The organism is Agrobacterium sp. SORGH_AS_0440 (genome assembly GCF_031453135.1).
GTDB classification, from domain to species: Bacteria; Pseudomonadota; Alphaproteobacteria; order Rhizobiales; family Rhizobiaceae; genus Agrobacterium; species Agrobacterium pusense.
This window is the reverse complement of the sequence record NZ_JAVIYR010000001.1, coordinates 1,948,200-1,971,257: the sequence shown is the minus strand read 5'-3', so window position 1 is coordinate 1,971,257 and position 23,058 is coordinate 1,948,200. Positions and strand designations below refer to the sequence as shown.

The following is a 23,058-nucleotide window of genomic DNA, read 5'->3' as shown; positions in this document are numbered from 1 at the left end:
AAATCCGAGACGGATACCATCCGCTTGCCATCGCAGGTACAAAAGGGATTCTAAAATGAAAGGCCTTCGGAAGGCCCTCGTTTTGCTCCTTTCGCCATGCCTGTTGAGCGAGGTTCAAGCTCTTGCCGCCGACAGCGTGGTCGTTCCCGGCTACGCCCCGGAAACGGGGGCGGAATATCTCTACCGTTCCCATAAAACCACCTCCACCGACATGTCGTTGTGGTTCGACAGGCCGGCGGCGATCATGCGCGGAGATTTTCGGCAGCGCATGACGGTCCTGTCGCGGGATGCGGAGGGTATGCGCGTGAGCTGGTCCCTCAGCGCAGATTTGCCACAGGACGCCGAGGGCGCTGCAGACACTTACGCAATGAACGCTCTCTATCGGAACACTCTGTCGGCCTATGGCGTCCGGCAGGTGGAATATGAAGCGGGACTTAACGGCTTTCCTGGCAAACTCGTCGGATTGGATGTGATCCTCGACACCCTGCGCAACACCTCGGTTGTCGGACCGGATGGCAGCGTTGCGAACCAGCCAGCGGGTTTGCGCGATATTGTCGAGGGCATCAAAAGCAATCCAATCCTGGTTATTCATAATCTCGCACCGGAGGCAGAGCTTCTTTCCACAGTACAGGAGCAGGAAAGTTCCACATACGAGATCGGCCAGTCAGGTACGGCGTCGGTGGTGGAATATGCACGGGGAACGCCCATTCCCGTCGCCATCGAATGGACGCTCGAGACCGCAGATATCTCCGGACAAACCGCCACCTTCAGCCTCCAAAAAACCTACGACCGCGTTGCGCTCCAGCAATCACAGGCTTCTGCGGTTGAAGGAGTGATCTCAAGCTTCGGTGATAAGGCCAAACAGCTTGGCGACGAGCAACTGGCGGCCGCCAGAAACGCAAGCAAAAATGTGCAGATGACTGTCGTCATGTCACTGCGCGATGGATCGACGCTCGAAGCGACGGAAACAGTTTTGGCGGAAAGCGGCGGCATTAAAATCAGGACCCAAACCCACGTGTGGCGTGAGGACCTGCCACGAAATCTGCCAGACCTGCCGGACTGGAACAGTCACACCGTATCTGCAGCCTCCATTGATCCGTTGCCGGAACGTGGCGCCTATGCTGCGGCCCTCCGCAGCGATTTTTCAATCTGCCCTCCGCAATAAGCGTCGCCATAGTCGTCAAAGGCGCGGCGGCTCAGGGCGGCCAGCGGGGCCGTCTTTTTCATTCGGCTGGAATAGGCCCAGATGACGGGCGACGCGTCCTCAATTATGCGCCTGATGACTGGAAAGCGGTCTGCAACTGTCGTCCAGAGAATTGCCGTGACGACATCTGCAACGCCGGGTGTCTCCGTTCCCAGCATGAACCCCGAATCGCCGGTCAGACCGTGTCTCGCCCCCGTGTCCTCGAAAATGCGGATCCACTCCTGCAACCGGGGAACGAACGCCTCCCATTTTTCAGGGGTCCACATCTCGCGCCCACCGTCGAGCGTCAGTTCATCGATCACATCGTTGGCATCGTTTACGATCTTGGCAGTAAGCGCGCGGCCCTCGGCGCCCGGCGGCAGAAGCTGCAACCGCTCGCCGAGATAGAGGGCGATTGCGGGCATCTGCGAGAGTGCGAAATTGCGCTCTCGATCGATCAGCACCGGCGGTCCCATGAACGCTATAGGCTGCTTGCCGGCATCACGGCCCATGATCTCCTCGATTGCACCGGCATCGTGTTCGTCCCAGGTACACCCGCCATGCGCTAAAAGTCCGCGAATGAACTGGCCTCGGAACGGGACCGGCCAATAATAGAGTTCGAAGTTGCTCATTGCGGGCTCCTCGTTGCGGTGAGCGGCGCGGGCGGCAGGTACGGAATTGGCCTCCCGGTTTTGACATCACCGGTGTGAAACGCGGATCGCACCGGCGTCACCGAAGCTGCGCTGGACAGCTGCAATCCGGCTGGATGCAATATCGGCGGACACCTCGATCTCGCCCTCATGCGGCGCATCGCTGCGAGGCAGGTCACCACGTGAAGATTGGGTGCCGGTCGTATTCTGCTCTGATGTGGACTGGATGAAGATATCCGGACGGGAGATCCCGTGCTGCTGGACCAGATGCTCGACGGCGATATCGGCTGCCTCGCGTGTTTCGAAAATGGCGCGAATGGTGACGGTGGCATCGTCGGCCATGGCTGTTCTCCCTTCAGGCTTAACTCAAACACCCAAACGCCGGGAGAGGCTGGTGGTTTCCAGGCTCTGTCAGTTTTTGCTCGGAGATACGCGTCCGTAGCGGAAAAGTCGTGCGCGGATCGACGATGCGGCACGGCAACGCCGAAGCATCACTTGCTCCGGCGTTGCTTTTGTCATGCGACCAAGCCCTTGGTAAGTTCCAGAGCCTGCCGCTCGAACAACCGGCGATAAATGCCGTCATTGAGCCGGATCAGCGCCTGATGGTCGCCCTCTTCAACGATCTTGCCCTTGTCGAATACGAGCAGACGGTCCAGAGCCCTGACGGTCGAAAGCCGGTGGGCGATGACCAGCGTGGTGCGCCCTTCCATCAGGCGTTCCATAGCCCGCTGGATCTGCACCTCGCTTTCGCTGTCGAGGCTTGAGGTTGCCTCATCAAGGATCAGCACCGGGGCATCCGCCAGGAAGGCGCGGGCGATCGCGACCCGCTGGCGCTCCCCGCCCGACAGCTTGACGCCACGTTCGCCCACCATGGTCTCATAGCCCTTGGGCAGGGACATGATGAAGTCATGGGCGCTGGCCTGTTTCGCCGCCTGCTCGATTTCGCGCCGCGACGCGACCGGCCGACCATAGGCGATGTTTTCCGCCAGTGTGCGGTGAAACAGGATCGGCTCCTGCTGCACGATGGCAATCTGCCCTCGCAGGCTCGCCTGGGTGACATCGGCAATGTTCTGCCCATCGATGCGGATTGCACCGGACCTGATATCGTAGAGGCGCTGGATGAGCTTGACGAAAGTCGTCTTGCCAGAGCCGGAGTGGCCCACCAGTCCCACACGCTCACCGGGTTTTATGGTGACTGAGAAGTCATCATAAAGCGGCGTGGCGTGCGCGCCATATTGGAAGGTGACGTGATCGAAATCGATCTCGCCTTTTCCAATATGAATCGGTTTCGCATCCGGCCGGTCCTCGACGCCAAGCGGCATCTTGGAAAGCAGCACCAGCTCTTCCATATCGTTGACGGCGCGCTGCAGGTTGCGGATATCCTGCCCCACGTCCCGCAGATATCCCTGCAGCACGAAGAACATGGCCAGCACGAAGGTTATGTCGCCCGGCGTCGCCAGCCCCTGTCGCCACATGATGAGGCCAGTGCCGAGAATGCCTGCCTGCATGGAAACCATCATGAAGCTCTGGATCGTGCCATTTATCGTGCCGCGTTTCCATGTCCTGCGCGTGCGGTTATCCCACTTCACCAGCACCTGGCCGAGCCGCGTTTCTTCACGCGTTTCCGCGCCAAAGGCCTTCACGACCGAATTGCAGCTGATGGCATCCGCCAGCGCGCCGCCAAGCCTCGTATCCCAGGCATTGGCAAGCCGTGCGGCCGGAGAAACATATCCCATGGAAAGCCCCACCGTCACACCGACATAGATCAGCGAGCCGAGACCGACGATGAGGCCCATGACGGGCCAGTAACTGCCGAGAACGATGGTGGCGCCCACCAGCATGACGAGCGATGGGAGAAGCGCGATGAGCAGGAGGTCATTGAGCGAATCGAGCGCCCACATGCCACGCGTGATCTTGCGCACCGTGGAGCCGGCAAAGCTGTTCGCGTGCCAGTCCGTGGAGAAACGCTGCACCTTGTGGAAACCGTTATTGGTAACATCCGCCATGGTTTTCAACGTCAGCCGGATGATGCCGTTGAAGATGAACCAGCGCAGCGCGACGCTGGTCAGCCCCAGCGCCACCACGACGACGAAGGCGCGCAGCGCCTGATCTGCCGCATCGCCGCCGGCGATGGCATCGACGATCCGCCCGGAGAAGACCGGCACCATGACTTCGGCCAATGTGCTGGCGATGACCAGAACGATGATGAAACCCACCAGCGCCGGCCGGTGGCTCCAGTGGTGAAAGACAAAGCCGAGCACATGGCGATAGGCATCGGCGCGGAAATCGAGCTTCTTGCGAGACATTTTTACCAGCACGGCGCCATTCTGCTCGGCGACCGGTCCTTGAAATGGAAGTTGGAAGGCACAGCCCGGGCGGGAGACAAAATGATCCCGTCAGATCAATCGGACTGTGAAGGAAAACAAAACCGCATGTCGGGCTCGCAAAAGGCGGGCCGCGAATGGATATGACCTAGTGTCTGGTCATTCCCTGCGGGAGGGTTTCGATGAATGCTGGTGTCATGCAACGCCTCCCTTGGTTCGATCTGACGCGGTAAAGAAATTTCTAGCTGAACCTGGCAGACTTGCCAAGCCGGTTTTTGCAACCTTGTGGCAAGTGATGCGAAAACCCCACATTGGCGCTTGGCGACTATATCCGTGGCCGATGCGGCCCGGCCATGGCCTTATGATGCCACAAGCCCCGCCGCGCCCCTCTGGGGACGCAGCGGAAATCGGAAGATCGGTCTATCGAGCCCGATCAATCCATCTGGACATTTGCCGCCTTGACGACGGGTTCCCACTTGGCGATTTCAGCCGAGACATGGGTTTTCAGCTCCTCTGGCGTGGAGGCGACGATTTTGGCGCTGAAATCCGCCATGCGGGCGGCGACGGCCGGATCGGCAAGCGCTTTCTTGGCGGCGGCATTCAGCTTGTCGACCACCTCGGCCGGCGTTCCGGCCGGTGCAAAGAGCGCGTTCCAGGTATAGGTCTCATAACCCGGTACGGTTTCGGCGATCGTCGGCAAATCCGGGAAGGATGAAGCGCGCTCGCTGGTGGTGACGCCAAGTGCCCGCAAGGTGCCGGATTTCATGTGGCCCGACGAAGACGGCAGATTATCGAACATGATGGAAATCTGGTTGCCGAGAAGATCGTTGAGCGCCGGGCCGGAACCCTTGTAGGGCACGTGCTGCATGCTGACGCCAGCCATGCTCTTGAACAGCTCGCCGGAAAGATGAAGCGGTGTTCCGTTACCGGATGACGCATAGGCGTGTTTGTCCGGCTCTGCTTTCAGCAGAGCGATCAGTTCCTCGACGCTGTTAACGTTGAGCTTCGGGTTAACGACCAGCACGTTCGGCACCACCACCAGCAATGAAACCGGAGCAAAGTCCTTTTCGGGATCATAGGGCTTTGGTCTTGAGGATGAGCGGGTTAAGAGCGTGGGTCGCCACCGTGCCCATCAGGATCGTATAGCCGTCCGGTTCCGCGCGGGCAACGCGGTCGGCGCCGAGATTGCCGCCTGCGCCGGCGACATTTTCAACAACGATCTGCTGGCCGAGTTCGTCGCCCATCTTCTGAGCGATGACGCGGGCGACCACATCGGTGGAGCCGCCGGCCGCAAAGGGAACCACCAGCGTTATCGTCCGATCCGGAAAGCCCTGCGCGCTCGCCGTCATTCCCAACATGCCGAAAGAAACTGCCGCCGCGGCAAGTTTCAACACCATGCGCCGTTTCGAAAACCGGTAATTCATGAACCCTCCTGTAACATGGCCTCCCCGCCATGGCGGCATAGTAGCTCAAATGCACCTGAGGGCAAGCCGCCGGGAAACATGGCCCGGCGGCGAAACGCGGCTAGGCTTTCATGCGCTCCTCCACGACCCGCCAGTTGACCAGCTTGTCGAGCACGGCGCGGATGTGTTCGGCCTTGCGGTTTTCATAATCGACGTAATAGGCATGTTCCCAGATATCGATGCCGAGATAAGCCGGCCGTCCGACGGCGACAGGGTTGTTGCCATCCTCATAGCCGATCAGCGCAAGCCCGCTGTCGTCACGCGTCAGCCACACCCAGCCGGTGCCGAACACGGTGTCCGAGACATCGACGGCGCGTTTGACGAAGCCGTCGTAACCACCAAAGGCCTTGTCGATTGAGGCGGCGAGATCGCCCTGCGGCCGGTTGGGGCCGCCCGGAACGAACTGATCCCAATAGGCAACGTGGTTCCAGGCCTGGGCCGCATTGTTGAAGATCTTGACGTCCGCAGCCTCCTTCGACCGGGCGGATTCGACGACGATGCGATCGAGCTCCATATCGGCATAACGGGTGCCGGCGGCCAGCGTATTGAGCTTGTCGTAATAGGCCTTGTGATGCTTGCCATAATGCAGCCCCACCGTCTTTGCCGAAATCACCGGCGCCAGATCCGCCTCGGCGAACGGAAGTGCCGGCCGGCTGAGGGGAAGCGCCGCCCGCGCCACGTGCGGACGGGGAAAGATGGCTGCGGCAGCGGTTGCCGCGCCGGCGGCGAGAATCGTGCGTCTGGTAATCTCCATGATGGTCCTCCTTGTCAGTGACGATTAAGGCAAACCCTGAAGGACGCCGGAGGTTGCCTGGATTTCCCCGAATTGTCCGGGCGGATATCCCCGGTCAGAAACCCCGGGGCCATTTCGCAAAGAAGGAAAAGCAAAAAGGCCCTCCGGATGGAGGGCCTCGTCTGCTCAGTAGCGGTAATAATCGCGACGGTCTCGCCAGTCACGATACTCCCGCCGGTCACGCCACTCGCGCCATTCGCGCCGTGCCTGACGTTCGCGCCATTCGCGGCGACCCTCCCAGCGATCGCGCCGGTCCCAGCCACGCTCGTAGCGCGGTCCGTTCGGGCGGCAATAGCCGCGGGGTGTCAGATGAAAGCCGCGGCCGCAGGCATAGTCCACATTCTGAATGTGGGATGCCGAAGGTGCGGATGGTTGACCGACGGGCATGGCGTTCGCGCCAGTGCCCAACAGGGCGCCGAGAATTACTCCAGCGGTTAAAATCATCTTACGCATCGCATCTCCCTCCTTATGGGATAGAGCGATTTAGCGCCTCGCCGGGTGAACTGTGGCTGAATGAATCTGGGTGTTTTCGTGGCAATTCGGCGGCAGCACCGACTGATGAATTCCCGGAAAAACCGCCCTATCCCGACTTGCCGAATTCCTTCCTCAGCTTGTCCTTTGCCTCCTCCAGAACCTCCTTACGCTCCTTCGGAAGTTTGCCACCTGCCCGATTGATATAGAAAACCAGCATCGACATTGCAGAGCGGAACGGGTTGGCCTTGCGCCGTGTCGAGTGTTCCGCCGAGGCTTTCAGCGACCGGGCAATGCCGGTGGGATCCTTTTTCGTGAAAACATCCTTCTCGAGATCAACCGCATCGCTTTCGCTGGTTACCTTCTGCGACCACTTCTTTTTCTTTCCGACCCGGCGTCATTTTCGCTTCGGATCATGCGTGTGATGGCTGTCGCGCTCGCCGCCACCGCCGGAGACCTTGCTTTGGGAGCGCCTGTCGCTGTCTGCCGGCGGCTTCTTGATGTCCAGCGGTGCTTTGGCGTTTTCATGGGACGCGCCGGGGCCGCCCTGGCGGATGCTTGCCGGTGTCTTTGTCGAGGTCGACATCGTTTCCTCCTGTCCTATTGGTCGTCCTTGGTTTTCATCGCGTCGGAGACGCTTTTTTTCCTTGGATCGCGCAGATTTTCGCCCACGGCGTCCCTGTCACGTTCTGGATCGTCCTTGGGCTTCAGGTAGCCGCGCGGCCTGTTTTCTTCCGGCCCCTCCCAGCGCGGCGATTGGTCGGTGGTGCCAGGCGCACCGTCGCTTGGCGAATTATTACCCATTTTTGCCTCCTCAGTCGTTTCGCTGATCCCGAACCACTAAGCCCGGGCAATGTTCCCGGCCCGGCGACCGGGGCGAATTTTTCGAAACCATTCCGCCGGGTCGAAGTTAGGCGGTTTTGACACAAACTGGTGGAGCACGATGATGACGGACAAACCCCATGAGCCCGATCGCATCTCCCGGATCGTGTATGAGCAGCAGCAGGACTTCCTGAGGCGGTCGTCGCTGCAGTTCCTTGAATGCGCAATCCATCTCTGTGCGACGAACATGAGCATTTCCGAGCTTGCCGGGCGGCTGGAAAAGCAGGCGCAGATTTTGCGGGAATTCGGTTAGCGGCGGGCGGAAACCCGCCGGAAGCCGTCAGGTTCTGGGGACACTTCAATGCCAAGGTTTTTCTTCAGCATCGTCAGTGGCCAGCATATTCTCGATGATGACGAGGGAAGTGATTTCGCCTCGCTCGATCAGGCCATAGAGGAAGCCCACAAGGACGCCCGCGAACTGATGAGCGAGGCGATCCTTCAGGGACGCGACATCTCGGAAGGATGCGTCGTGATCCGCAATTCGGCCCGCGAGCTCTTAAAAGTGGTTCCCTTCGCCGATGCCCTCGACAGGAAGCCCTGAGGGGATGGGAATCTCTGCGCGCCATTGCGCCATTAGGCTTTCATATTCCTTTTCGGGGACACCATAGGTCACCCCCGCTGTCTCCTCGAGCACCTTGCGATCAATGATTCGCACATTGCCGCGTGTTGCCCGAATGGCCCGCATGCCCTCTAGGATATGCAGCTCATTGGTGATTCCCGGCCGTCGCACCCCCAATACACTCGACATGAACTCATGCGTAATGGGCAGGTCATCGGTGTCGAGCCGGTCGTGGCACATCAGCAGCCAGCGGGACAGCCTTTCACGCAGGGCATATTGTCCGTTTGCGAGGACAAGCTGACCCACCTGAAGCAGACAGATATTGATATATCCCAGCAACAGATCGCGAAGGCGTGCGTCCCGTTCCATCTCGCGCCTGAGATCGGCTGCAGCGATGACGAATCCCTCGCCCGCGACGCCCATCGTCGTCTCGTCGGGCGTTGTCCGCGCGCCCAGCAGAACAGGCCATCCGGTCATGCCCTCACGGCCGACAAGCATGTTCTCCATGCTTTTGCCGCCTTCCGTCCGGGCCACGGACGAAGCAATACCGCTCTCAATGAAACACACTCGCGAGATGGGCGTGTTGGCGCCGACCAGTTGATAGCCCACGGGCAGATTGATCATCTCCATCCGGGCAACCAGCCGCAAAAACCCCTCTTCACCCAACGCTCTCAGCAATCGGTTGCGCGCAAAAATACTCGATCCAGGCATAACCGTTACCCGCTTCCCCCTCGCTCGACGACACCAAACGCGCGGCAACTTAGCAGCTTGAAATTGCAAGGAAATGCCATGTACGTTTCCGTACCCTTGGGCACCATCGCGGCCTTGCGATCGAACCGGGCAAAACCAGAATCCCATCAATGCAGGCGACCTTACGGTTCGCTTATGGGTAAGTTATCAGCGCTTTGAGAAAACTCTCGGGACGATCCCTGGTATCGTTCAGCGCCCGGTCCAGATCATTCAGAGTATACCGGTGAGTATATAATGTCGACGGATCGAGCTCGCCCGTGGCAACCGCTGCCACGGCCTTCCTCATTCCGCTGATATAGATGGCCGGATCTCTTTCATGCGCATTGATGACATCAAGCCCGCGCCAGTTCCACAATTGCATATTGATCTGGCGCGGCCCGTCCTGGTGATAACCGGCGATGATCAACCGTCCGCGTTCGGCCGTCAGTTCGCCTGCGAGATCAAGCGGCCACTGTTTGCCCACCGCTTCGATGACACGATCGCAGAAGCGCCCGTCAGTCAACTGCCTGACACATTCAATGATGCGCCAGTGATCATCCATCTCGACAAGCTCAGTCGCGCCCATCCGGTGCGCTACTTCCAGCGAAAAAGGCCGCCGCGATATGGCAATGACCCGTGCCCCGCGGCGGGCGGCAAGCTGCGTCAACAACGCGCCGATGAAGCCGATACCGATGATGGCGACCGTCTGCCCTGCCTCAATCCCGCTGCGTTCGAAGATGTTCATGGCGCAGCCGAGGGGCTCGCCAGGAAATGGATGACCATCCAGCTCGGACGGCAGGGGCACCACGAGGCCAGCATCGGCAATATCATGGCTGGACTCGACATAGAGTTCCGGCAATTGTCGGTTTATGACGTGGCCAAGCTTGAAGAGCGTTTCGACCTCGTGATCTTCATGGGCGTATTTTACCATCTGCGGCATCCGCTGCTGGCGCTCGATCTCATCCACGAACATGTCGCAGCCGACATGATGCTCTTCCAGTCGCTCCAGCGGGGTGACGGGAGAATACCCGACCTCGAAGAAGATTACCCGTTTTCCGAATGGGCCATGTCCGAGGATCCCGCTTATCCCAAACTGTTTTTCGTAGAGGAACGGTATGCGGCCGATCCGACGAACTGGTTCATACCCAACAGGGCCGCGGTGGAGGCAATGCTTCGCAGCGCCGGCTTCATCATAGAGCGACATCCGGAACGGGAGGTTTATCTATGCCGGCGCGGGACACGCCACTATGCGGCAGAGCCGCCGCCGGGAGAATAGACCCGTGGCGACCGCAGCCCGCAAGAACCGCCCCCACCGGCCTTTCAGCCCGATCATGCCGATGCGCCTTCACTCGCTGCATTGCACAGGCAGGCCGAAGGCTGCGAACGTTGCGATCTTTACAGGAATGCCACCCAGCTGGTTTTTGGCGAGGGCAGAAACGATGCGAGCGTCGTGCTTGTCGGCGAACAGCCCGGCAATGACGAAGACCTGAAGGGCCATCCATTTGTCGGCCCCGCCGGCCGGCTGCTCGACGCGTGCCTGCAGGAAGCAGACGTCGATCGCTCGCAATGTTATGTCACCAATGCCGTCAAGCATTTCAAGTTTGAACAAAGAGGCAACGGCGGCTCCATGCGCGCCCCAACAGCGGGGAAGTGCAGCGCTGCGCGTGGTGGCTGGGAGCGGAACTGCGGTTACTCAAACCAGAGCTGATCGTCGCCATGGGCGCGACGGCTTTTTATTCGCTCACCGGCCGTACCAGCGGAGTGACCGCGCAGCGGGGGCATCTCTCCACCACCCCTGGCGGAACACGCCTTCTCGTGACCATTCACCCTTCCTACCTGCTGCGCCTTCGCGACCGCGACGAGGCGCGACTACAGCGGCAGGCCTTCGTCGCCGATCTACGCAAGATAAGGAAATTTCTGGCGGCGGCAGAATAAGCGGTCTGCTGGCAGCAATCATTTCCAGCCGCGGGGAACAAGCTTCTTCAAGCGTGGTTAGGCACTGCCGAAAGGGAGGATTGATGGCAATGAAGAAGAAGATCGAATGTGAGATCATGGCACATGAAAATGGCTGGGCCGTTCTGGTCGGCAGTGTCATGGAGGCTGTTTATCCAAGCCGTTATCTCGCGGTAACATCGGCGAAGGCGCGGCACATGGACTTCATCCTTGTGGACGAAGCCATGCCACTGCGTCACTCGACGACGGACGTCATGGCGACCGACCGGGCGGTATCGCGCCGAAACGGTGAAGCGTTCCGGCTGACAGTCGCCGCGCCTTACCAGGTGGACATTCCCTTGAAACGCAGGCGCGGGGAAATAAACACGCCGGTCTCGATTGAAGGCCGGGACCTGATCACTGGAAAATTTTAAGGGATACGGTATGGATGCCGTCCGAAACAGATGCCGGACGGCATCGCTCCATCTATCCGCCAGGCGCCGGTTCAGCCGGGCAGCAGCCAGACGAGAAAGCCGCCGATAAGGATGAAGACCAGGATGACGCCAAGCAATCGCGCCAGCCCCTCATTGGTATTGGTGTCGGCGCCGACAATCGTCCAATAGATCGATTTTTCGTCTGTCCGTTCGCTCATCTGCCTCTCCTCGCGGGATTCTTGTCAGGATACGCGGCCAGGATGCGTACCGACAAGGAAAGATAATGCAATCACGATAGCCAGTGCGAAGATAACCAAAGCATAGATCATCATCCTCTTCCATGTTCGCTTCCGTCCGCGAAAGGCACCGTCATCGACGCCGACGGGGGAATATTTGGAGTCGAACTCCTCGCTGACAGGGCGATTGAGGTCCTCTTCCGGTTTTATGCGGTCGCGTGGCTCGGCCATCTTGTCCTCGTGCTTTCTGTTCCGGGTCTTAGCGGCGGGGCGCGGCCGCCAAACTCCCTTTGCCGCCAGCTTTCGCCCCCGGAAAGAGTGGCAGCTGAGTATTTTCGATACCTGACGATGGGCCAAGCGGAATACCGGCCTCCAGGCATGCTGCAATCAAATGCTCTCTCGCAACCGCCGAAGAGCCGTTTCTCAACATGGCCAGGCGGCAACTCCTCAAAGCCCGAGCGTAATGGACGCCTGCCTTTTCAGGCCATTCCTCCTCCAGCAAACGAACCGCCTCATCCACGCCAGAAACGTTGAAGCAGCGGCCGCCCAGAAAAATTTCAAGCGGATATGCGCCGAGCAGCGGAATTGTCGTCATCTTTTTCTCCATCGCCGTGGCATTTGCCACGCGGTCGTGGACCATCGCGCCGTCACTTACGGGTCGACTTCCGCATCCTACAATGCGGAAGACGGACCCAGCGCTATTTCCGTCAGGCGGCTTTCTGGCTTTTCGGGTTGGCTACCGTCGCGGCGAGTTTCGTCAGTTTTTTGTCGGTTGCGCCTTCTTCGTCGAGGTTTGCCTGAAGCAGCGGAACGCCTTCATCGATGCCCAGCTGGCCCGCCCACGCCACCAGAGTGCCATAACGGGCAATCTCGTAATGTTCGACGGCCTGCGCGGAGGCAATCAGGCCCGCATCGAGCGCCGGCGAATCCTTGAAGGATTCGATGATTTCCTCGGCTTCCGCAATAATGCCCTGAATGGCCTCGCAGGTCTTGCCGCGCGCATTCTTGCCGATGATTTCGAACACGCGCTCCAGACGCTCGATCTGGCCTTGCGTCTCATCCCGGTGCTGCAGGAAACCCTGTTTCGCCTCTTCGAGCTGCGCGGCGCGCGCCATTTTCGGCAAGGCCTTGAGTATCTGTTTTTCCGCATAATAGATGTCCTTCAGGCCATCCAGAAACAGATCATCGAGCGTTTTTTGACTAGCCATTTACGTCTCCTTGAGTGAACGACGCCCCGAATACGTCTCCTTGAGTGAACGACGCCCCGAACCCCGGGTACCCGCAATTGTTCCGCTCTGGCTGAAAAGACTTGAAAAAAGCGCATCCGGACGTGCCGCGTTCATCGTCGGTGCATGTTCAGAACTATACAGTAGTGCCGTCTCGCATATATTTGATGAAATCGAATGAACCGGCTACGGTTAGTTAGACATTATAGTATTGAATAGAGATACGCATTGCCGGTGGCGTGCGAGGAGCAAGGCATGCAGACTATCAAGCGTCTCCCTATAATGGTCATCGGCGCGGCCGACACAGTCACACCGGAAATAGCAAAAGCCTGGTCCCGAGCGCAGGTCGGTCTGATAGGTCCCTACCCGGCCGACGTTATGGAAAATGACGATACGCTGCTGTTTTCCGCCGCTATCATCGATGTCCGCTACGAGGCGGAGATCATGCTTCGTCTGACCGATCAGCTTGAAGAGAAGGCCGTTCCCTACCTGTTTTTCGTGCCCCGACCGGTCTTCGAGAGCGAACCGGGACCTTTTGTGCTCTCCGCACGTTCAGAGGACATAGACAACATTGTCTCCGCCTTGATGGCGCAGGGAGGGGGCATAAGACACTAGCGAGGCAAAGCGTTATGCTGGAGCGGAGCAACGGGCGAGAAGAAACGGGTTTCCTCCTTTCCCTTCTTGATGCGGAAATGCGGAGCGAGGTGCTGAAGGCGTCGACATCGTTGACACTTTCGCTTGGCGACAAACTTTTCTCAGCCGGTCAGCGCATCGATCGCGTGCTTTTTCTCGCCTCGGGCATAGCATCCATCGTTGTAGTTTCCAGGTCAGGACGGAAAACCGAGAGCGGCATCGTCGGACATGAAGGTTTCATACCCAGCGGTGCACTCGCCGGCGCGGAGCAGAACTTAACCGAGATCGTCGTTCAGGCGCCGGGCAAGGCGGTGGCTATGGACTTGGAGGTTTTCCGCAGCCTGATGGCGAAACATCAAATATTCTCGGACATCGTGATCTGCGCCTCGCACGTCGCGAGGACGCAGGTGGAATGCACGGCCGCCGCCAACGCCACAGGCACGGTCAGCCAGCGCCTGGCGCGTTGGCTCCTGATGTGTCACGACCGCGTGCGTGGCGACCAGCTACAGTTGACCCACGATTTCCTGTCAATGATGCTGGCGGTGAGGCGCCCGAGCGTGACGGACGCGCTGCACGTCCTCGAAAGCGAGCGCCTGATCCGCGCCGAGAGAGCGAAAATCACCATAAGGGACCGGCAAGCGCTGGAAACATATGCGCAGGAATATTACGGGCTGGCAGAGGAGGAAAGTGCGCGGGTATTCGCGCGCTTTCATGCGCAGATACCCGAAGTGGCCGGAAGACATAATCTCGCATTATAGGCAGATCGGCGCCTTCGGTACGGTCACGACCATTTACCTCCACTCTTTTCCGTATAAGATAGACAGGTGATCCCTTTTTCGGCCTCGCAAACGCAGCCGCCAAGGAGGTGAAATTGTCCGCCTATCGCGCCTATCAGAGTTCGGGTATCTTCCTGAACGACGATATCAATACGGTCAAGTCGGCTTATGACTGTGTCCTGGCCGGAGAGCACGATCCCAGCCTTTGCGTGGAGGACGTCGCCCGTTACGTCCTCAAAATGTATAATCGCGGCATTGTCGATCCCGGCAAGCTCCATGAAATGTCGGCGCTTTATTTCAGAATGAGGCGCGCCGGCCAACGCCGGGCGTAGGCCGTCGGGTCTTCGATGCGGCCGGGCTAAGGCGGCCGTGCGGGCGGAACCTTCGGCGGACCGGATTGTTAGCTGACGGTAGCTGACCCACAAATCATTCGGACATTCCTATGAATTCTGAAGAGGGCCTCTTTCCCCGGTGGAGTCATCTTTGCATCGACATGCAGCGCATGTTTGCGGAAGAGACGCCATGGCACGTGGATTGGATGCCGCGTATTATCGAGAACGTCGGGCGGGTGGTTGAGAACTCGCCGCATACGACCATTTTCACCCGCTTCATCCCACCGCCGGATGCCGACGCCGCCTCGGGGCGGTGGGGGCGTTATTATGAGAAATGGTGGATGATGACCGGCGAGTACCTTCGCCCCGAAATGACCGATATCGTCCGCGAGCTCGCGAGCTACGTTCCACCTGCGGAAGAATTCCTGAAAACCACCTATTCCCCCTGGACGGATGGTCGCCTGCACCGAAAACTCGTAGGCCAAGGGGTCGGCACGCTTGTCATTTCCGGCGGGGAAACGGATGTCTGCGTACTCGCAACCGTGCTGGGGGCGGTGGATCTGGGGTATCGCATCTTCCTTCTTGAGGACGCCGTCTGCAGCGCACGCGATGCAACGCATGATGCCTCGCTGACGGTATTGAGGGGCCGTTTCGCGGCACAATTGACCCTCGTCAGCACGCAGGACTGGCTTCAGGGCAGAGAGGAATTCCTGCGCAGCGACTAGCCTCGAAAACACCGGGGGAAAATTAGCGACCGCGACGAAACGGACGGGAACAATCGCTCGGAAGCAGGGTTCGACTCGTTCGATCGAAACGATCTGCACCAGATGCGAACGAGGTTCAAGATGACCAGAAAAACGCTCCCCATTCCGAAAGACAACCACACGGACAAGGGCCCGGGCGATGAGCGCCTCAATGCGGAGGAAGCCTCTTCTGCGAAGGAGAAGAACGCCTCCACCCGCACGGGACGACAGGCCAACATAAAAATCAACACCACCCATCAGGGACATCAGCAGGATCGATAGCGTTCCGCGGTGCCAGGGCAGAATTGCGGATCGGCCGTCCTTGATCTGAGCGCCGCCGCCTGCCCCCGTGACGCGGCACACCCACTAAAGCGGCGAGAGGCTTTGCAAACAATAAAAGCCCCGCGTCTCCTCACGATGACAGATCGACGAAATGCGGAGGCATTCATGCAGATTCTTGCCGTCACGGCCGAGATGTTCCCTTTCATCAAAACCGGCGGGCTGGCCGATACGACGGGAGCATTGCCGGACGCGCTTGCCAAACTCGGTGCGGAGGTGCGCACGCTGCTGCCGCTCTATCGCAAACTGCGTCCCCTCATCCGCGGGCATCAACCCTGCTTCTCCGCGAGCGTGCTGGGACAGGATGTTACGGTATATTCGCTCGTTGCCGACCAGAAGAATTTGCTGCTGCTCGATGCGCCCGACCTCTTTGACCGGGATGGGCATCCCTACGGCGAAAAGGACCACCCGTTTCCCGACAACGACCTCAGGTTCGCCGTCCTGTCCAAGACCGCGGCGGACATTGCCCTTGGATTAATGCCGGGTTGGAGGCCGGATATCGTCCACGTTCACGACTGGCACGCTGCCTTGACCTGTGTCTATCTGGCCGACGCGGCGCCGGGCGAGGTGCCCACCGTCCTAACCATTCACAACCTCTCCTTTCAGGGTCAATATCCTTTTTCGCGCGCAAGGATTCTGGGGCTTCCGGACGAGCTCTGCACGGTGGAATGCCTCGAATATTACGGCGACATCTCTTTTCTGAAGGGCGGCCTGACGACCGCATCGGCCGTTACCACGGTCAGTCCAACCTATGCGCGCGAAATCCTGACACCGGAAGCCGGCATGGGCATGCATGGCGTGTTCGGCACGCGAAGCGAAAGTGTGCGCGGCATCGTCAACGGCGTCGATCAGGATGTCTGGAATCCCGCGACCGATCCCTTCATTCTCGCGAATTTCATGTCGGCGACCGTGGCAAGGCGGAGCCTGAACAAATATGCGCTGCTTCAGGCTCTGGGCCTTGCCCACACACAGGGCCCGGTATTTGGTGTGGTGAGCCGCCTCACCTGGCAAAAGGGCGTTGATCTTTTGCTCGATGTTGTTCCCCTCATCATCGCGCGGAAAGGCAGACTGATCGTTCACGGAGAAGGAGACGGGCAACTGGAAGATGGCCTGCGTGACCTGTCGAAAAGATATCCGGAAATGGTCTGTGCCCATATCGGTTATGACGAACGTCTGGCCCACATGATCCATGCGGGGTCGGATTTCATCATCCAGCCTTCGCGCTTCGAACCATGCGGCCTGACCCAGCTTTACGCATTGCGATATGGCGCCTTACCCATCGTCAGCCGCACCGGAGGTTTGGCCGAGACGATCATCGACGCCAACGACGCCGCCATAGATGCGGGGGTTGCTACCGGCTTTCAGTTCGAGCCGGCAAATATCGACGACCTGCGGGCGGCGCTGGAGCGCGCCATCGCTGCGTTCAACAACAGGGAACTCTTCAAGCGCCTCCAGGCCCAGGCCATGCGTGCCAACTTTTCCTGGGAAAAGAGTGCGGCGCAATATCTGGCGCTTTTTGAAGGGCTCGTCAGCAAAGAGCCGCAGGAGTCACTTTCGTTTCCCGACATATTGCCGGACGCATTCGCGAGAATGCGTATCGAGCGGCGGCAGGCCAGACAATAAGGCAAACGCCGACTTTACCGCGCATCAGAGGAGCCGGTCCTGTTTCCAGCGGACATAGGGAGCGAGCGACTGGCCAGGAAACCGGTTTTCGATCTCCGTGGCTGTCAAATCCACCAGTGCTTCCACTTCCGCAAGCCCCTCCTTCTCGCTCTTCGCTTCGAGTTCGCGCATCTTGTGGAATAATTCGTCGTCCGTTGCCACGCGGAGAAAGTCGGCAAGGTCGGTTTCCTGTGTCATGTCACCGTCTCTTTCTGTCTTCAGGTCAGCGATCGGGCGGCAAGCTGATGCCCGCCGAGCCGTCGTTTTGGCTGTTCAACGGCGAACGACGGCCAAACCCGTTTGTTCCTTTCATCGGCATATTCCCGGTGCGGAGGCAGGAACCTACCGACGGCGATCCAGTTAGGACCAAACGAGGCTGGCTGGAGGTTCCGTGAATGTTCAACGCAATGAAATATCGCAAATGGGGCGTGCAATTCGATGCTGCAGGAGATACGCGCTTTCGCATCTGGGCGCCCGGTTCTGATGCGCCGAGGCTCGTTATAAACGGCGCGGAATACGAAATGCGGTCTGAGGGGAACGGCTGGTACGAAGCCGTTGCAGCGGATGTGAGTGGCGGCGCCACCTATCACTTTGTTCTGCCGGACGGGCGTGAAATCCCCGATCCGGCCTCACATTGGCAGGAAGGTGGCCTGGACGGCCCGTCAACCATCATCGATCACGACTTTGCGTGGCGGCATGAGAACTGGACCGGCAGGCCGTGGCACGAGGCTGTGATCTACGAGATTCACATCGGCACGTTCACGGAAGAAGGGACTTTCCGGGCAGCCGAAAAGAAGCTGGAACGACTGGCTGAACTCGGCATCACCGTCATTGAGGTGATGCCGCTCGCGAGTTTTCAGGGAGATCGCGGCTGGGGCTACGATGGCGATCTGCAATTTGCGCCGCAGCGGGATTATGGATCGCCGGACGACCTCAAAGCCTTCATAGACGCGGCCCATGGCCTGGGGATGATGGTTTTGCTGGATGTGGTTTACAATCATTTCGGGCCGGAGGGGAACTTCCTTCAAACTTATGCGCCCGACTTTTTTCAGAAAAACGAAACACCCTGGGGCCCTGCTCCCGATTTCGACAGCGTGGATGTGCGATCATATTTCCTGCAAAACGCCCTTTACTGGCTTCAGACCTACCGTTTTGACGGGTTGCGGATCGATGCCGCCGACCATCTGGCCGGCGGCGGCGGCGAGGTGGATTTCCTGACAGAGCTTGCCCAGACGATCAGGTACAAGGTAACGGGCAGGCACGTGTATCTTGTCATAGAGGATGCAAGAAACACGGCTAAGCCGATGACCCCCGAAGAAGATGCTCCACCGCTGGTAGACGCCCAGTGGAACGACGACTTTCATCACGTCGTTCACGTCATGACGACCGGCGAAGATGGCGGTCTTTATCAGGATTTCGTTTCGGACCCGGAGAGCCTGCTTCGTCGATCGCTTGCGACCGGCTTCGTTTACCAGGGCGATCCGCGCCCTTCCCGGGACTTTGCGGGGAGCGGCGAACGCAGCGACCATCTATCCCCGCAAACCTTCGTGAATTTCCTTCACAATCACGATCAGGCCGGAAACCGGCTTTGCGGCGAAAGACTGCGTGCCCTGCTCGAGCCAGCTCTTTTCAATATACTAGAGTGCATTCTCCTGCTCTCCCCACAAACGCCGCTGATGTTCATGGGTGACGACCACGCATCGACGCAGCCCTTCTACTTCTTTTCCGACCACCCGCAACCCGATCGGGAAGCCGCGATAAAAGGGCGGTTGCGGCAGGCTGAAATGTTTCAGGGAGCTCTTCCCGGAAACGCGCGCGATCTTGTCCAAGACCCCAATGACGTGCGCACGCGGCTCCTCTCTACCTTGAACTGGCGTCAGGCCGATGAGGAAGATGGGAGACGGGCGAGCGAGATCCTTTCGGGATTGCTTGCAAAGCGCCGGCAGTATGTCTGGCCACTGCTCGCTTCGGAATTCGGAGGCGGGACGGCACTCGGTTCTCCTGCGCGAACGCTTGCCATAGACTGGGCGTTTGCGGCCGGCCGGTTGCAGCTCAGGGCCAATTTATCCGATGCTCCGGCGGATCTGCCACCGGTGGAAGGGGAAATCTTCCACCGGCTTGGCGACATCGACGGGCAAACGGGGAACTCCTGCAGCTACAGTGTGCTGTTTGCAGTGGCCCGCTGATGTCAGGCGAGATTGCGCCGCAGGGATTCGCGGGCGCGGTTGACGCGGCTCTTGATGGTGCCCACCCTGCAGCCGCAGATGGAGGCTGCATCGGCGTAGCTCGTTCCTCCGGCAACGAGCAGCAGCGCCTTCTTTTGATCCGCATCCAGATCGCGGATCGCGCGCATGACTTCATCGTGCTCCATCCGCCATTCCTGACTGGCGGGGACCGACATCGTTTGCTCTATTCCCGCCGGCAGCCCGACGCATTCGCGCCTTGCAACCTTGTATCGGGTACAGAAGGTGTTCCGCAAAATGGTGAACAGCCACGATTTCAGGGCTGTTCCGGGGGTGAAGCGGTGCAGGGAACGAAGCCCCCGCATCATGGTTTCCTGAACGAGATCGTTGACATCCTCGTCATTTCTGACGAAACGACGCGCAAACGCCGTCAGCGCTGGCGCGAGATCGGCAATTCCGATACGCAAGGTCTCAAGTTGCGCTTCGCTTAGTGCGGGGCCGGACTCTTCATTTATAGCGTGTTTGGCCATGGTCCTTCCTTTCACATAGAAGGGAAATGGCCCATCTACCGCTTGGTTGCCGTACGCCAACGTACAATGCGTATTTTTTCGGCGGTGCCAGAGGTCCTAGTGTCCCGAAAGGGACGCGGTCTTCTCAGACGTCTCCGACGACGAGCGGGAAAGACGCAGCAGACGAAAATACCCGGTTGGGGGAATCGTCCTGTTTTCCGCCAGATGGAAAGACGGGTTGCGGCGCAGCCAGTCCTCAATCCCGTCCAGACGAAATGCCGAACTGAGCCCAATGTTATGGGCCACCGGCGAGACCATCTGTTCTATGCGGCGAACTGCGCCGCTGCTGTCGGTGATCTTGCTGACGATGACGATCTCGCCACGCGGCTTCAGCACTCGGGCGCATTCGGAAAGTAGCCGGCCGGTATCGGGAATGAGCGTGATGACGAAGGGCAGCGAAATCACGTCGAAGGACGCATCCGGGAACGTAGTTTCGCACGCATCCATCACATGCAGTGCCTTCACATGCGGCAGTGAACCGCCTGCCACCTTTGTTTTGGCCTTCCGGAGCATGTCCGCTGAAATGTCGATCCCGGTCACGTTGCTGGCCGGAGGATAAAGCGGAAGGACCAGCCCCGTGCCGACGCCGATTTCGAGAATGTCGCGACCGGCACCACCCACACATCTGGCCAACTCCATCTGCGCCCGCTTGAGAAAGAAGCCGTACACCCGGTCATAAACCGGGGCCCAGAACCGATATGCCTTTTGCTGCTGTGCCCGGTTCGGGATGCTCGATACCGTTTCGTCGCTCACTCGCCTCTCCCTCAGCGTGAAATGAACTTGTTGAAGCGGCTCTCGCCGCCCGACGTTCTGTCCTGATAAAGGAATGCCAGCTTCCTGTCCTCGAAGATTTCAAAAAACTCGTCCCATGATATGGCCTTCAGCGCATCCTCCGGCTCACCGAAATCGATCCTGAGGATCCCTCCATCGCCCGGGACGTCCACTTTGGCAGGGTGGCCATCGCGCTGCTCCGCCCATTTCCGTATCGTGTCATGATCGGTGGTTGTTGCCGATTCCGTCATCGTTGTTCTCCTTGTCTTCGTCCCGTCCATACCGGGAGCGCCTTTCGCGTTCGGCGTTTTCTGTCGCCTTTTCACGGTCTTTGCGGCTTTCATCGCTTTCAGTCGAGCGTGCGTCATCGGTGCCGGGTTCGGGCCTGACATCGTCCTGTGATCGGGTCATCGCGGAAGCCCCTTTTTTTAAAACATCCTGCAGCGCAGACCCTGCGGTTCGCTCTCTCCTTCTAACCCCGGGAGCAAAAAGCGGTTCCGCACTGATGGTTCGAGGGAACAGCATCGGCGTAAAAAGGTTAGGGACAAACAGGAGGATGCCATGACGAAGAAAGACAAGCTCGAGCAGATTCACAAGGACAGCGCGCCCCAGTTTGCCCCCGGCAAAAAGACCTCGACCAATAACGGCGTTGCGAGCGCGAAGCCGAGGGTCATTACCGGCTCGGACGACGCAACCGCCAACAAGCTGCCACCAGGTACAAAAAAGCCGGAAAAAGACTGGGACATCAATTACGACGAGCGGGAAAGCAACGAGGGCGACTTTCGCGGCTAGAGACGCGGCGCCCTTGCCGCGCCGAGTGTTCGCGAAGCGGCTAGCGAGCCAGGTCCTCGACAACCAGTTCGATGGATTGCGGCTCGGCGCCCTCCTTCGTCTGCACGCTCAGAACACTTCCGGTGTTTAGCACGCCTTCGAGGAGCGTTCGACCGTCGATGGTGATTTTGACCACCTTGGGGGTTGCGGCCTCTATGTTCAGGCTGTTGCAGGTCTCGTGATCAGTTTCCGGGTCCACGTGCCGACCTCCATTGGGATTGAACATGCCGGCCTAACCACAGTTGGCTCCGGTTGTTCCCGAACGGCGGCCATGACTGGCGATATGATCGCGCGGGAACCACAAACGGCATGCGAAGTTCGATAGCGGCGGATCAGCCGTGCGGCCGGAACCCGACGCAATCATAAAAGTATGCTCTGACGATGGACCTTTCCGATGATGGTTCGCGAGACTCCCGGTTTTCATCTGTCGCTTCAGGCAGGCCGGCTGTTGATATGGTGTCTCGCAGCGATGGCCTGCCTGGCGGGCTGGCTTTTGACCACGCCGAAGCCGGTCTTCGGACCGAACGACATCGGATCATCGCCCGGCGATCCGCAGCAGGGAAGACTGGTATTTCTGGCTGCAAGCTGCGGGTCCTGCCATGCCACGCCGGGACAGCCGGACTCGCTCGTGCTCGGAGGCGGATTGGCGCTTTCCTCCTCCTTCGGCGTTTTCCGTCCGCCGAATATCTCCCCCGACATTGCCGACGGAATCGGCTCCTGGTCCGTTGAAGATTTCGCAAATGCGCTGGTCGCCGGCATATCGCCTGACGGCCGCCATTATTATCCGGCCTTTCCCTATACGAGCTATACGGGAATGAAGATCGAGGACATAAAAAACCTTTACGCCTATCTGCGGACCCTCCCGCCTGTTTCCGGCAAAGCGCCGCCGCATGATCTGTGGCCACCCTTCAGGTTGCGCCGTGCCGTTGGCGTCTGGAAGCTTTTGTTCTTTGACGAGGTCGGCGAGCCGCAGGCGATCACCGGCGATCCCGCTCTTGATCGGGGCTCCTATCTGACGGAGACGCTTGCCCACTGTGCCGAATGCCATTCCAGCCGTAATATCTTCGCCGCCATCCGCCCGGAAACCCGTTTCGCTGGTGGTCCCGACGCGGAAGGTACGGGCTTTGTGCCAAACATCACGCCGGCACGTCTCAGCAGGTGGACGCAGACCGACATCTCCACCATGCTCGCAACAGGCCAGACGCCACAGGACGGACATGTCGGGTCCGCAATGGTGGACGTGGTCGCCAATCTTTCGCAGTTGCCACAGGAAGATCGCGACGCGATTGCCCGCTACATCAAGGCCCTGCCGGCAAGGCAAACCCCACATCCGTGAC

General features: G+C 59.3%; 33 protein-coding genes and 3 pseudogenes. 15 read left to right on the top strand and 21 right to left on the bottom strand.

The annotated features are described in order from the left end of the window. The first annotated feature begins 55 nt into the window (after nucleotides 1-55). The gene (locus QE453_RS08990) at nucleotides 56-1,165 is read left to right on the top strand and encodes a hypothetical protein (protein WP_309776844.1); all 1,110 of its coding nucleotides are present in this window, start codon (nucleotides 56-58) and stop codon (nucleotides 1,163-1,165) included. Here QE453_RS08990 and QE453_RS08985 read toward each other — a convergent pair. From QE453_RS08985 to QE453_RS08945, 9 genes and pseudogenes are all read right to left on the bottom strand, one after another. Beyond that, nucleotides 1,117-1,815, bottom strand: coding sequence for a glutathione S-transferase (locus tag QE453_RS08985; RefSeq protein ID WP_309776843.1), 699 nt, complete (start codon nucleotides 1,813-1,815; stop codon nucleotides 1,117-1,119). The two genes, QE453_RS08990 and QE453_RS08985, sit on opposite strands and share 49 nt — an antisense overlap. A gap of 66 nt (nucleotides 1,816-1,881) precedes the next feature. Beyond that, a complete protein-coding gene (locus QE453_RS08980) occupies nucleotides 1,882-2,175 on the bottom strand; it encodes a hypothetical protein (protein ID WP_045533988.1) in 294 nt (97 codons plus the stop codon). Between the two features lie 173 nt (nucleotides 2,176-2,348). Continuing rightward, nucleotides 2,349-4,139 (bottom strand): ABC transporter ATP-binding protein, encoded by a 1,791-nt coding sequence (locus QE453_RS08975; protein WP_309776946.1) that lies wholly within the window; start codon nucleotides 4,137-4,139, stop codon nucleotides 2,349-2,351. Between the two features lie 451 nt (nucleotides 4,140-4,590). Then, nucleotides 4,591-5,581 (bottom strand): annotated as a pseudogene (locus tag QE453_RS08970) (Bug family tripartite tricarboxylate transporter substrate binding protein). Between the two features lie 100 nt (nucleotides 5,582-5,681). After that, nucleotides 5,682-6,374: a superoxide dismutase gene (locus QE453_RS08965; RefSeq protein WP_309776841.1), complete on the bottom strand. Its 693-nt coding sequence runs from the start codon at nucleotides 6,372-6,374 to the stop codon at nucleotides 5,682-5,684. Nucleotides 6,375-6,539: 165 nt separating this feature from the next. Then, complete coding sequence (locus tag QE453_RS08960) at nucleotides 6,540-6,866, bottom strand: GCG_CRPN prefix-to-repeats domain-containing protein (protein ID WP_022563936.1); 327 nt, start codon at nucleotides 6,864-6,866, stop codon at nucleotides 6,540-6,542. A gap of 127 nt (nucleotides 6,867-6,993) precedes the next feature. Then, nucleotides 6,994-7,269 (bottom strand): annotated as a pseudogene (locus tag QE453_RS08955) (DUF3175 domain-containing protein); the annotation flags it as partial. A gap of 12 nt (nucleotides 7,270-7,281) precedes the next feature. Further along, on the bottom strand, nucleotides 7,282-7,470 hold the full coding sequence (locus tag QE453_RS08950) for a hypothetical protein (RefSeq protein ID WP_034497806.1): 189 nt from the start codon (nucleotides 7,468-7,470) through the stop codon (nucleotides 7,282-7,284). Between the two features lie 14 nt (nucleotides 7,471-7,484). Next, the gene (locus tag QE453_RS08945) at nucleotides 7,485-7,688 is read right to left on the bottom strand and encodes a hypothetical protein (protein WP_064264260.1); all 204 of its coding nucleotides are present in this window, start codon (nucleotides 7,686-7,688) and stop codon (nucleotides 7,485-7,487) included. A 142-nt stretch (nucleotides 7,689-7,830) separates the two neighbouring features. Between QE453_RS08945 and QE453_RS08940 the strand changes: the two genes are divergently transcribed. Together QE453_RS08940 and QE453_RS08935 are read left to right on the top strand one after the other, a co-directional pair. After that, nucleotides 7,831-8,019 (top strand): hypothetical protein, encoded by a 189-nt coding sequence (locus QE453_RS08940; protein WP_004444474.1) that lies wholly within the window; start codon nucleotides 7,831-7,833, stop codon nucleotides 8,017-8,019. A gap of 48 nt (nucleotides 8,020-8,067) precedes the next feature. After that, nucleotides 8,068-8,307 (top strand): DUF6894 family protein, encoded by a 240-nt coding sequence (locus QE453_RS08935; protein ID WP_184287159.1) that lies wholly within the window; start codon nucleotides 8,068-8,070, stop codon nucleotides 8,305-8,307. Here QE453_RS08935 and QE453_RS08930 read toward each other — a convergent pair. Further along, a complete protein-coding gene (locus QE453_RS08930) occupies nucleotides 8,263-9,036 on the bottom strand; it encodes a Crp/Fnr family transcriptional regulator (RefSeq protein ID WP_162702241.1) in 774 nt (257 codons plus the stop codon). The genes QE453_RS08935 and QE453_RS08930 overlap by 45 nt on opposite strands. Before the next feature lie 172 nt (nucleotides 9,037-9,208). Beyond that, entirely contained in the window at nucleotides 9,209-9,721 is a 513-nt protein-coding gene (locus tag QE453_RS08925; protein WP_309776838.1) for a zinc-binding dehydrogenase, read from the bottom strand. On the opposite strand from QE453_RS08925, the gene QE453_RS08920 reads away from it, so the two are divergent. The 3 genes and pseudogenes from QE453_RS08920 to QE453_RS08910 all read left to right on the top strand — a co-directional run bounded on the left by QE453_RS08920 (nucleotide 9,605) and on the right by QE453_RS08910 (nucleotide 11,420). After that, nucleotides 9,605-10,330, top strand: a complete 726-nt coding sequence (locus QE453_RS08920; RefSeq protein ID WP_309776836.1) for a hypothetical protein — start codon at nucleotides 9,605-9,607, stop codon at nucleotides 10,328-10,330. The genes QE453_RS08925 and QE453_RS08920 overlap by 117 nt on opposite strands. A 174-nt stretch (nucleotides 10,331-10,504) precedes the next feature. Further along, a pseudogene (locus QE453_RS08915) lies at nucleotides 10,505-10,989 on the top strand (UdgX family uracil-DNA binding protein). 83 nt (nucleotides 10,990-11,072) lie between these two features. Further along, entirely contained in the window at nucleotides 11,073-11,420 is a 348-nt protein-coding gene (locus QE453_RS08910) for a hypothetical protein (protein WP_309776835.1), read from the top strand. A gap of 71 nt (nucleotides 11,421-11,491) precedes the next feature. Here QE453_RS08910 and QE453_RS08905 read toward each other — a convergent pair whose 3' ends face one another. From QE453_RS08905 to QE453_RS08890, 4 genes are all read right to left on the bottom strand, one after another. Next, nucleotides 11,492-11,638, bottom strand: coding sequence for a hypothetical protein (locus QE453_RS08905; protein ID WP_309776833.1), 147 nt, complete (start codon nucleotides 11,636-11,638; stop codon nucleotides 11,492-11,494). A gap of 24 nt (nucleotides 11,639-11,662) precedes the next feature. Beyond that, nucleotides 11,663-11,887, bottom strand: a complete 225-nt coding sequence (locus tag QE453_RS08900; protein ID WP_004444479.1) for a hypothetical protein — start codon at nucleotides 11,885-11,887, stop codon at nucleotides 11,663-11,665. 28 nt (nucleotides 11,888-11,915) lie between these two features. After that, nucleotides 11,916-12,296, bottom strand: coding sequence for a DUF982 domain-containing protein (locus tag QE453_RS08895; protein ID WP_112552870.1), 381 nt, complete (start codon nucleotides 12,294-12,296; stop codon nucleotides 11,916-11,918). 67 nt (nucleotides 12,297-12,363) lie between these two features. Continuing rightward, complete coding sequence (locus QE453_RS08890; RefSeq protein WP_004444481.1) at nucleotides 12,364-12,864, bottom strand: ferritin-like domain-containing protein; 501 nt, start codon at nucleotides 12,862-12,864, stop codon at nucleotides 12,364-12,366. Between the two features lie 273 nt (nucleotides 12,865-13,137). On the opposite strand from QE453_RS08890, the gene QE453_RS08885 reads away from it, so the two are divergent. The 6 genes from QE453_RS08885 (at nucleotide 13,138) to glgA (ending at nucleotide 17,328) form a co-directional block, all read left to right on the top strand. Further along, nucleotides 13,138-13,497, top strand: coding sequence for a hypothetical protein (locus QE453_RS08885; RefSeq protein ID WP_022563920.1), 360 nt, complete (start codon nucleotides 13,138-13,140; stop codon nucleotides 13,495-13,497). A 14-nt stretch (nucleotides 13,498-13,511) separates the two neighbouring features. Continuing rightward, entirely contained in the window at nucleotides 13,512-14,273 is a 762-nt protein-coding gene (locus QE453_RS08880) for a Crp/Fnr family transcriptional regulator (protein ID WP_309776830.1), read from the top strand. Nucleotides 14,274-14,386: 113 nt separating this feature from the next. Next, entirely contained in the window at nucleotides 14,387-14,623 is a 237-nt protein-coding gene (locus QE453_RS08875) for a hypothetical protein (RefSeq protein ID WP_280170865.1), read from the top strand. A 110-nt stretch (nucleotides 14,624-14,733) separates the two neighbouring features. Then, nucleotides 14,734-15,348 carry an isochorismatase family cysteine hydrolase gene (locus QE453_RS08870; RefSeq protein WP_309776827.1) on the top strand — a complete coding sequence of 205 codons (615 nt, stop codon included), beginning with the start codon at nucleotides 14,734-14,736 and terminating at the stop codon, nucleotides 15,346-15,348. 120 nt (nucleotides 15,349-15,468) lie between these two features. Next, nucleotides 15,469-15,648, top strand: a complete 180-nt coding sequence (locus QE453_RS08865) for a hypothetical protein (protein ID WP_309776825.1) — start codon at nucleotides 15,469-15,471, stop codon at nucleotides 15,646-15,648. A 165-nt stretch (nucleotides 15,649-15,813) separates the two neighbouring features. Beyond that, nucleotides 15,814-17,328: a glycogen synthase GlgA gene (glgA, locus tag QE453_RS08860; protein ID WP_309776823.1), complete on the top strand. Its 1,515-nt coding sequence runs from the start codon at nucleotides 15,814-15,816 to the stop codon at nucleotides 17,326-17,328. Nucleotides 17,329-17,352: 24 nt separating this feature from the next. On the opposite strand, the gene QE453_RS08855 is transcribed toward glgA, so the two are convergent. Further along, the gene (locus QE453_RS08855) at nucleotides 17,353-17,565 is read right to left on the bottom strand and encodes a hypothetical protein (RefSeq protein ID WP_112637276.1); all 213 of its coding nucleotides are present in this window, start codon (nucleotides 17,563-17,565) and stop codon (nucleotides 17,353-17,355) included. Nucleotides 17,566-17,762: 197 nt separating this feature from the next. Between QE453_RS08855 and treZ the strand changes: the two genes are divergently transcribed. Continuing rightward, complete coding sequence (gene treZ / locus QE453_RS08850) at nucleotides 17,763-19,553, top strand: malto-oligosyltrehalose trehalohydrolase (protein WP_309776819.1); 1,791 nt, start codon at nucleotides 17,763-17,765, stop codon at nucleotides 19,551-19,553. Between the two features lie 2 nt (nucleotides 19,554-19,555). Here the strand turns inward: treZ and QE453_RS08845 are convergent, their stop codons facing one another. The 4 genes from QE453_RS08845 to QE453_RS08830 all read right to left on the bottom strand — a co-directional run bounded on the left by QE453_RS08845 (nucleotide 19,556) and on the right by QE453_RS08830 (nucleotide 21,301). Then, on the bottom strand, nucleotides 19,556-20,080 hold the full coding sequence (locus QE453_RS08845; RefSeq protein ID WP_004444493.1) for a sigma-70 family RNA polymerase sigma factor: 525 nt from the start codon (nucleotides 20,078-20,080) through the stop codon (nucleotides 19,556-19,558). A 96-nt stretch (nucleotides 20,081-20,176) separates the two neighbouring features. Further along, nucleotides 20,177-20,872: a class I SAM-dependent methyltransferase gene (locus QE453_RS08840; RefSeq protein ID WP_309776817.1), complete on the bottom strand. Its 696-nt coding sequence runs from the start codon at nucleotides 20,870-20,872 to the stop codon at nucleotides 20,177-20,179. Between the two features lie 11 nt (nucleotides 20,873-20,883). Next, nucleotides 20,884-21,141, bottom strand: coding sequence for a hypothetical protein (locus QE453_RS08835; RefSeq protein WP_309776815.1), 258 nt, complete (start codon nucleotides 21,139-21,141; stop codon nucleotides 20,884-20,886). Beyond that, complete coding sequence (locus QE453_RS08830; RefSeq protein WP_022563909.1) at nucleotides 21,110-21,301, bottom strand: hypothetical protein; 192 nt, start codon at nucleotides 21,299-21,301, stop codon at nucleotides 21,110-21,112. Before QE453_RS08830 ends, QE453_RS08835 begins: the two co-directional genes overlap by 32 nt. A 150-nt stretch (nucleotides 21,302-21,451) precedes the next feature. On the opposite strand from QE453_RS08830, the gene QE453_RS08825 reads away from it, so the two are divergent. After that, nucleotides 21,452-21,682: a hypothetical protein gene (locus tag QE453_RS08825; protein WP_004444504.1), complete on the top strand. Its 231-nt coding sequence runs from the start codon at nucleotides 21,452-21,454 to the stop codon at nucleotides 21,680-21,682. Between the two features lie 40 nt (nucleotides 21,683-21,722). Here the strand turns inward: QE453_RS08825 and QE453_RS08820 are convergent, their stop codons facing one another. Beyond that, entirely contained in the window at nucleotides 21,723-21,920 is a 198-nt protein-coding gene (locus tag QE453_RS08820) for a hypothetical protein (protein WP_022563908.1), read from the bottom strand. A 270-nt stretch (nucleotides 21,921-22,190) separates the two neighbouring features. Here QE453_RS08820 and QE453_RS08815 point away from each other — a divergent pair, with 270 nt between their 5' ends. Beyond that, nucleotides 22,191-23,057, top strand: coding sequence for a c-type cytochrome (locus QE453_RS08815; protein WP_404977888.1), 867 nt, complete (start codon nucleotides 22,191-22,193; stop codon nucleotides 23,055-23,057). The last annotated feature ends 1 nt before the right edge of the window (nucleotide 23,058 follow it).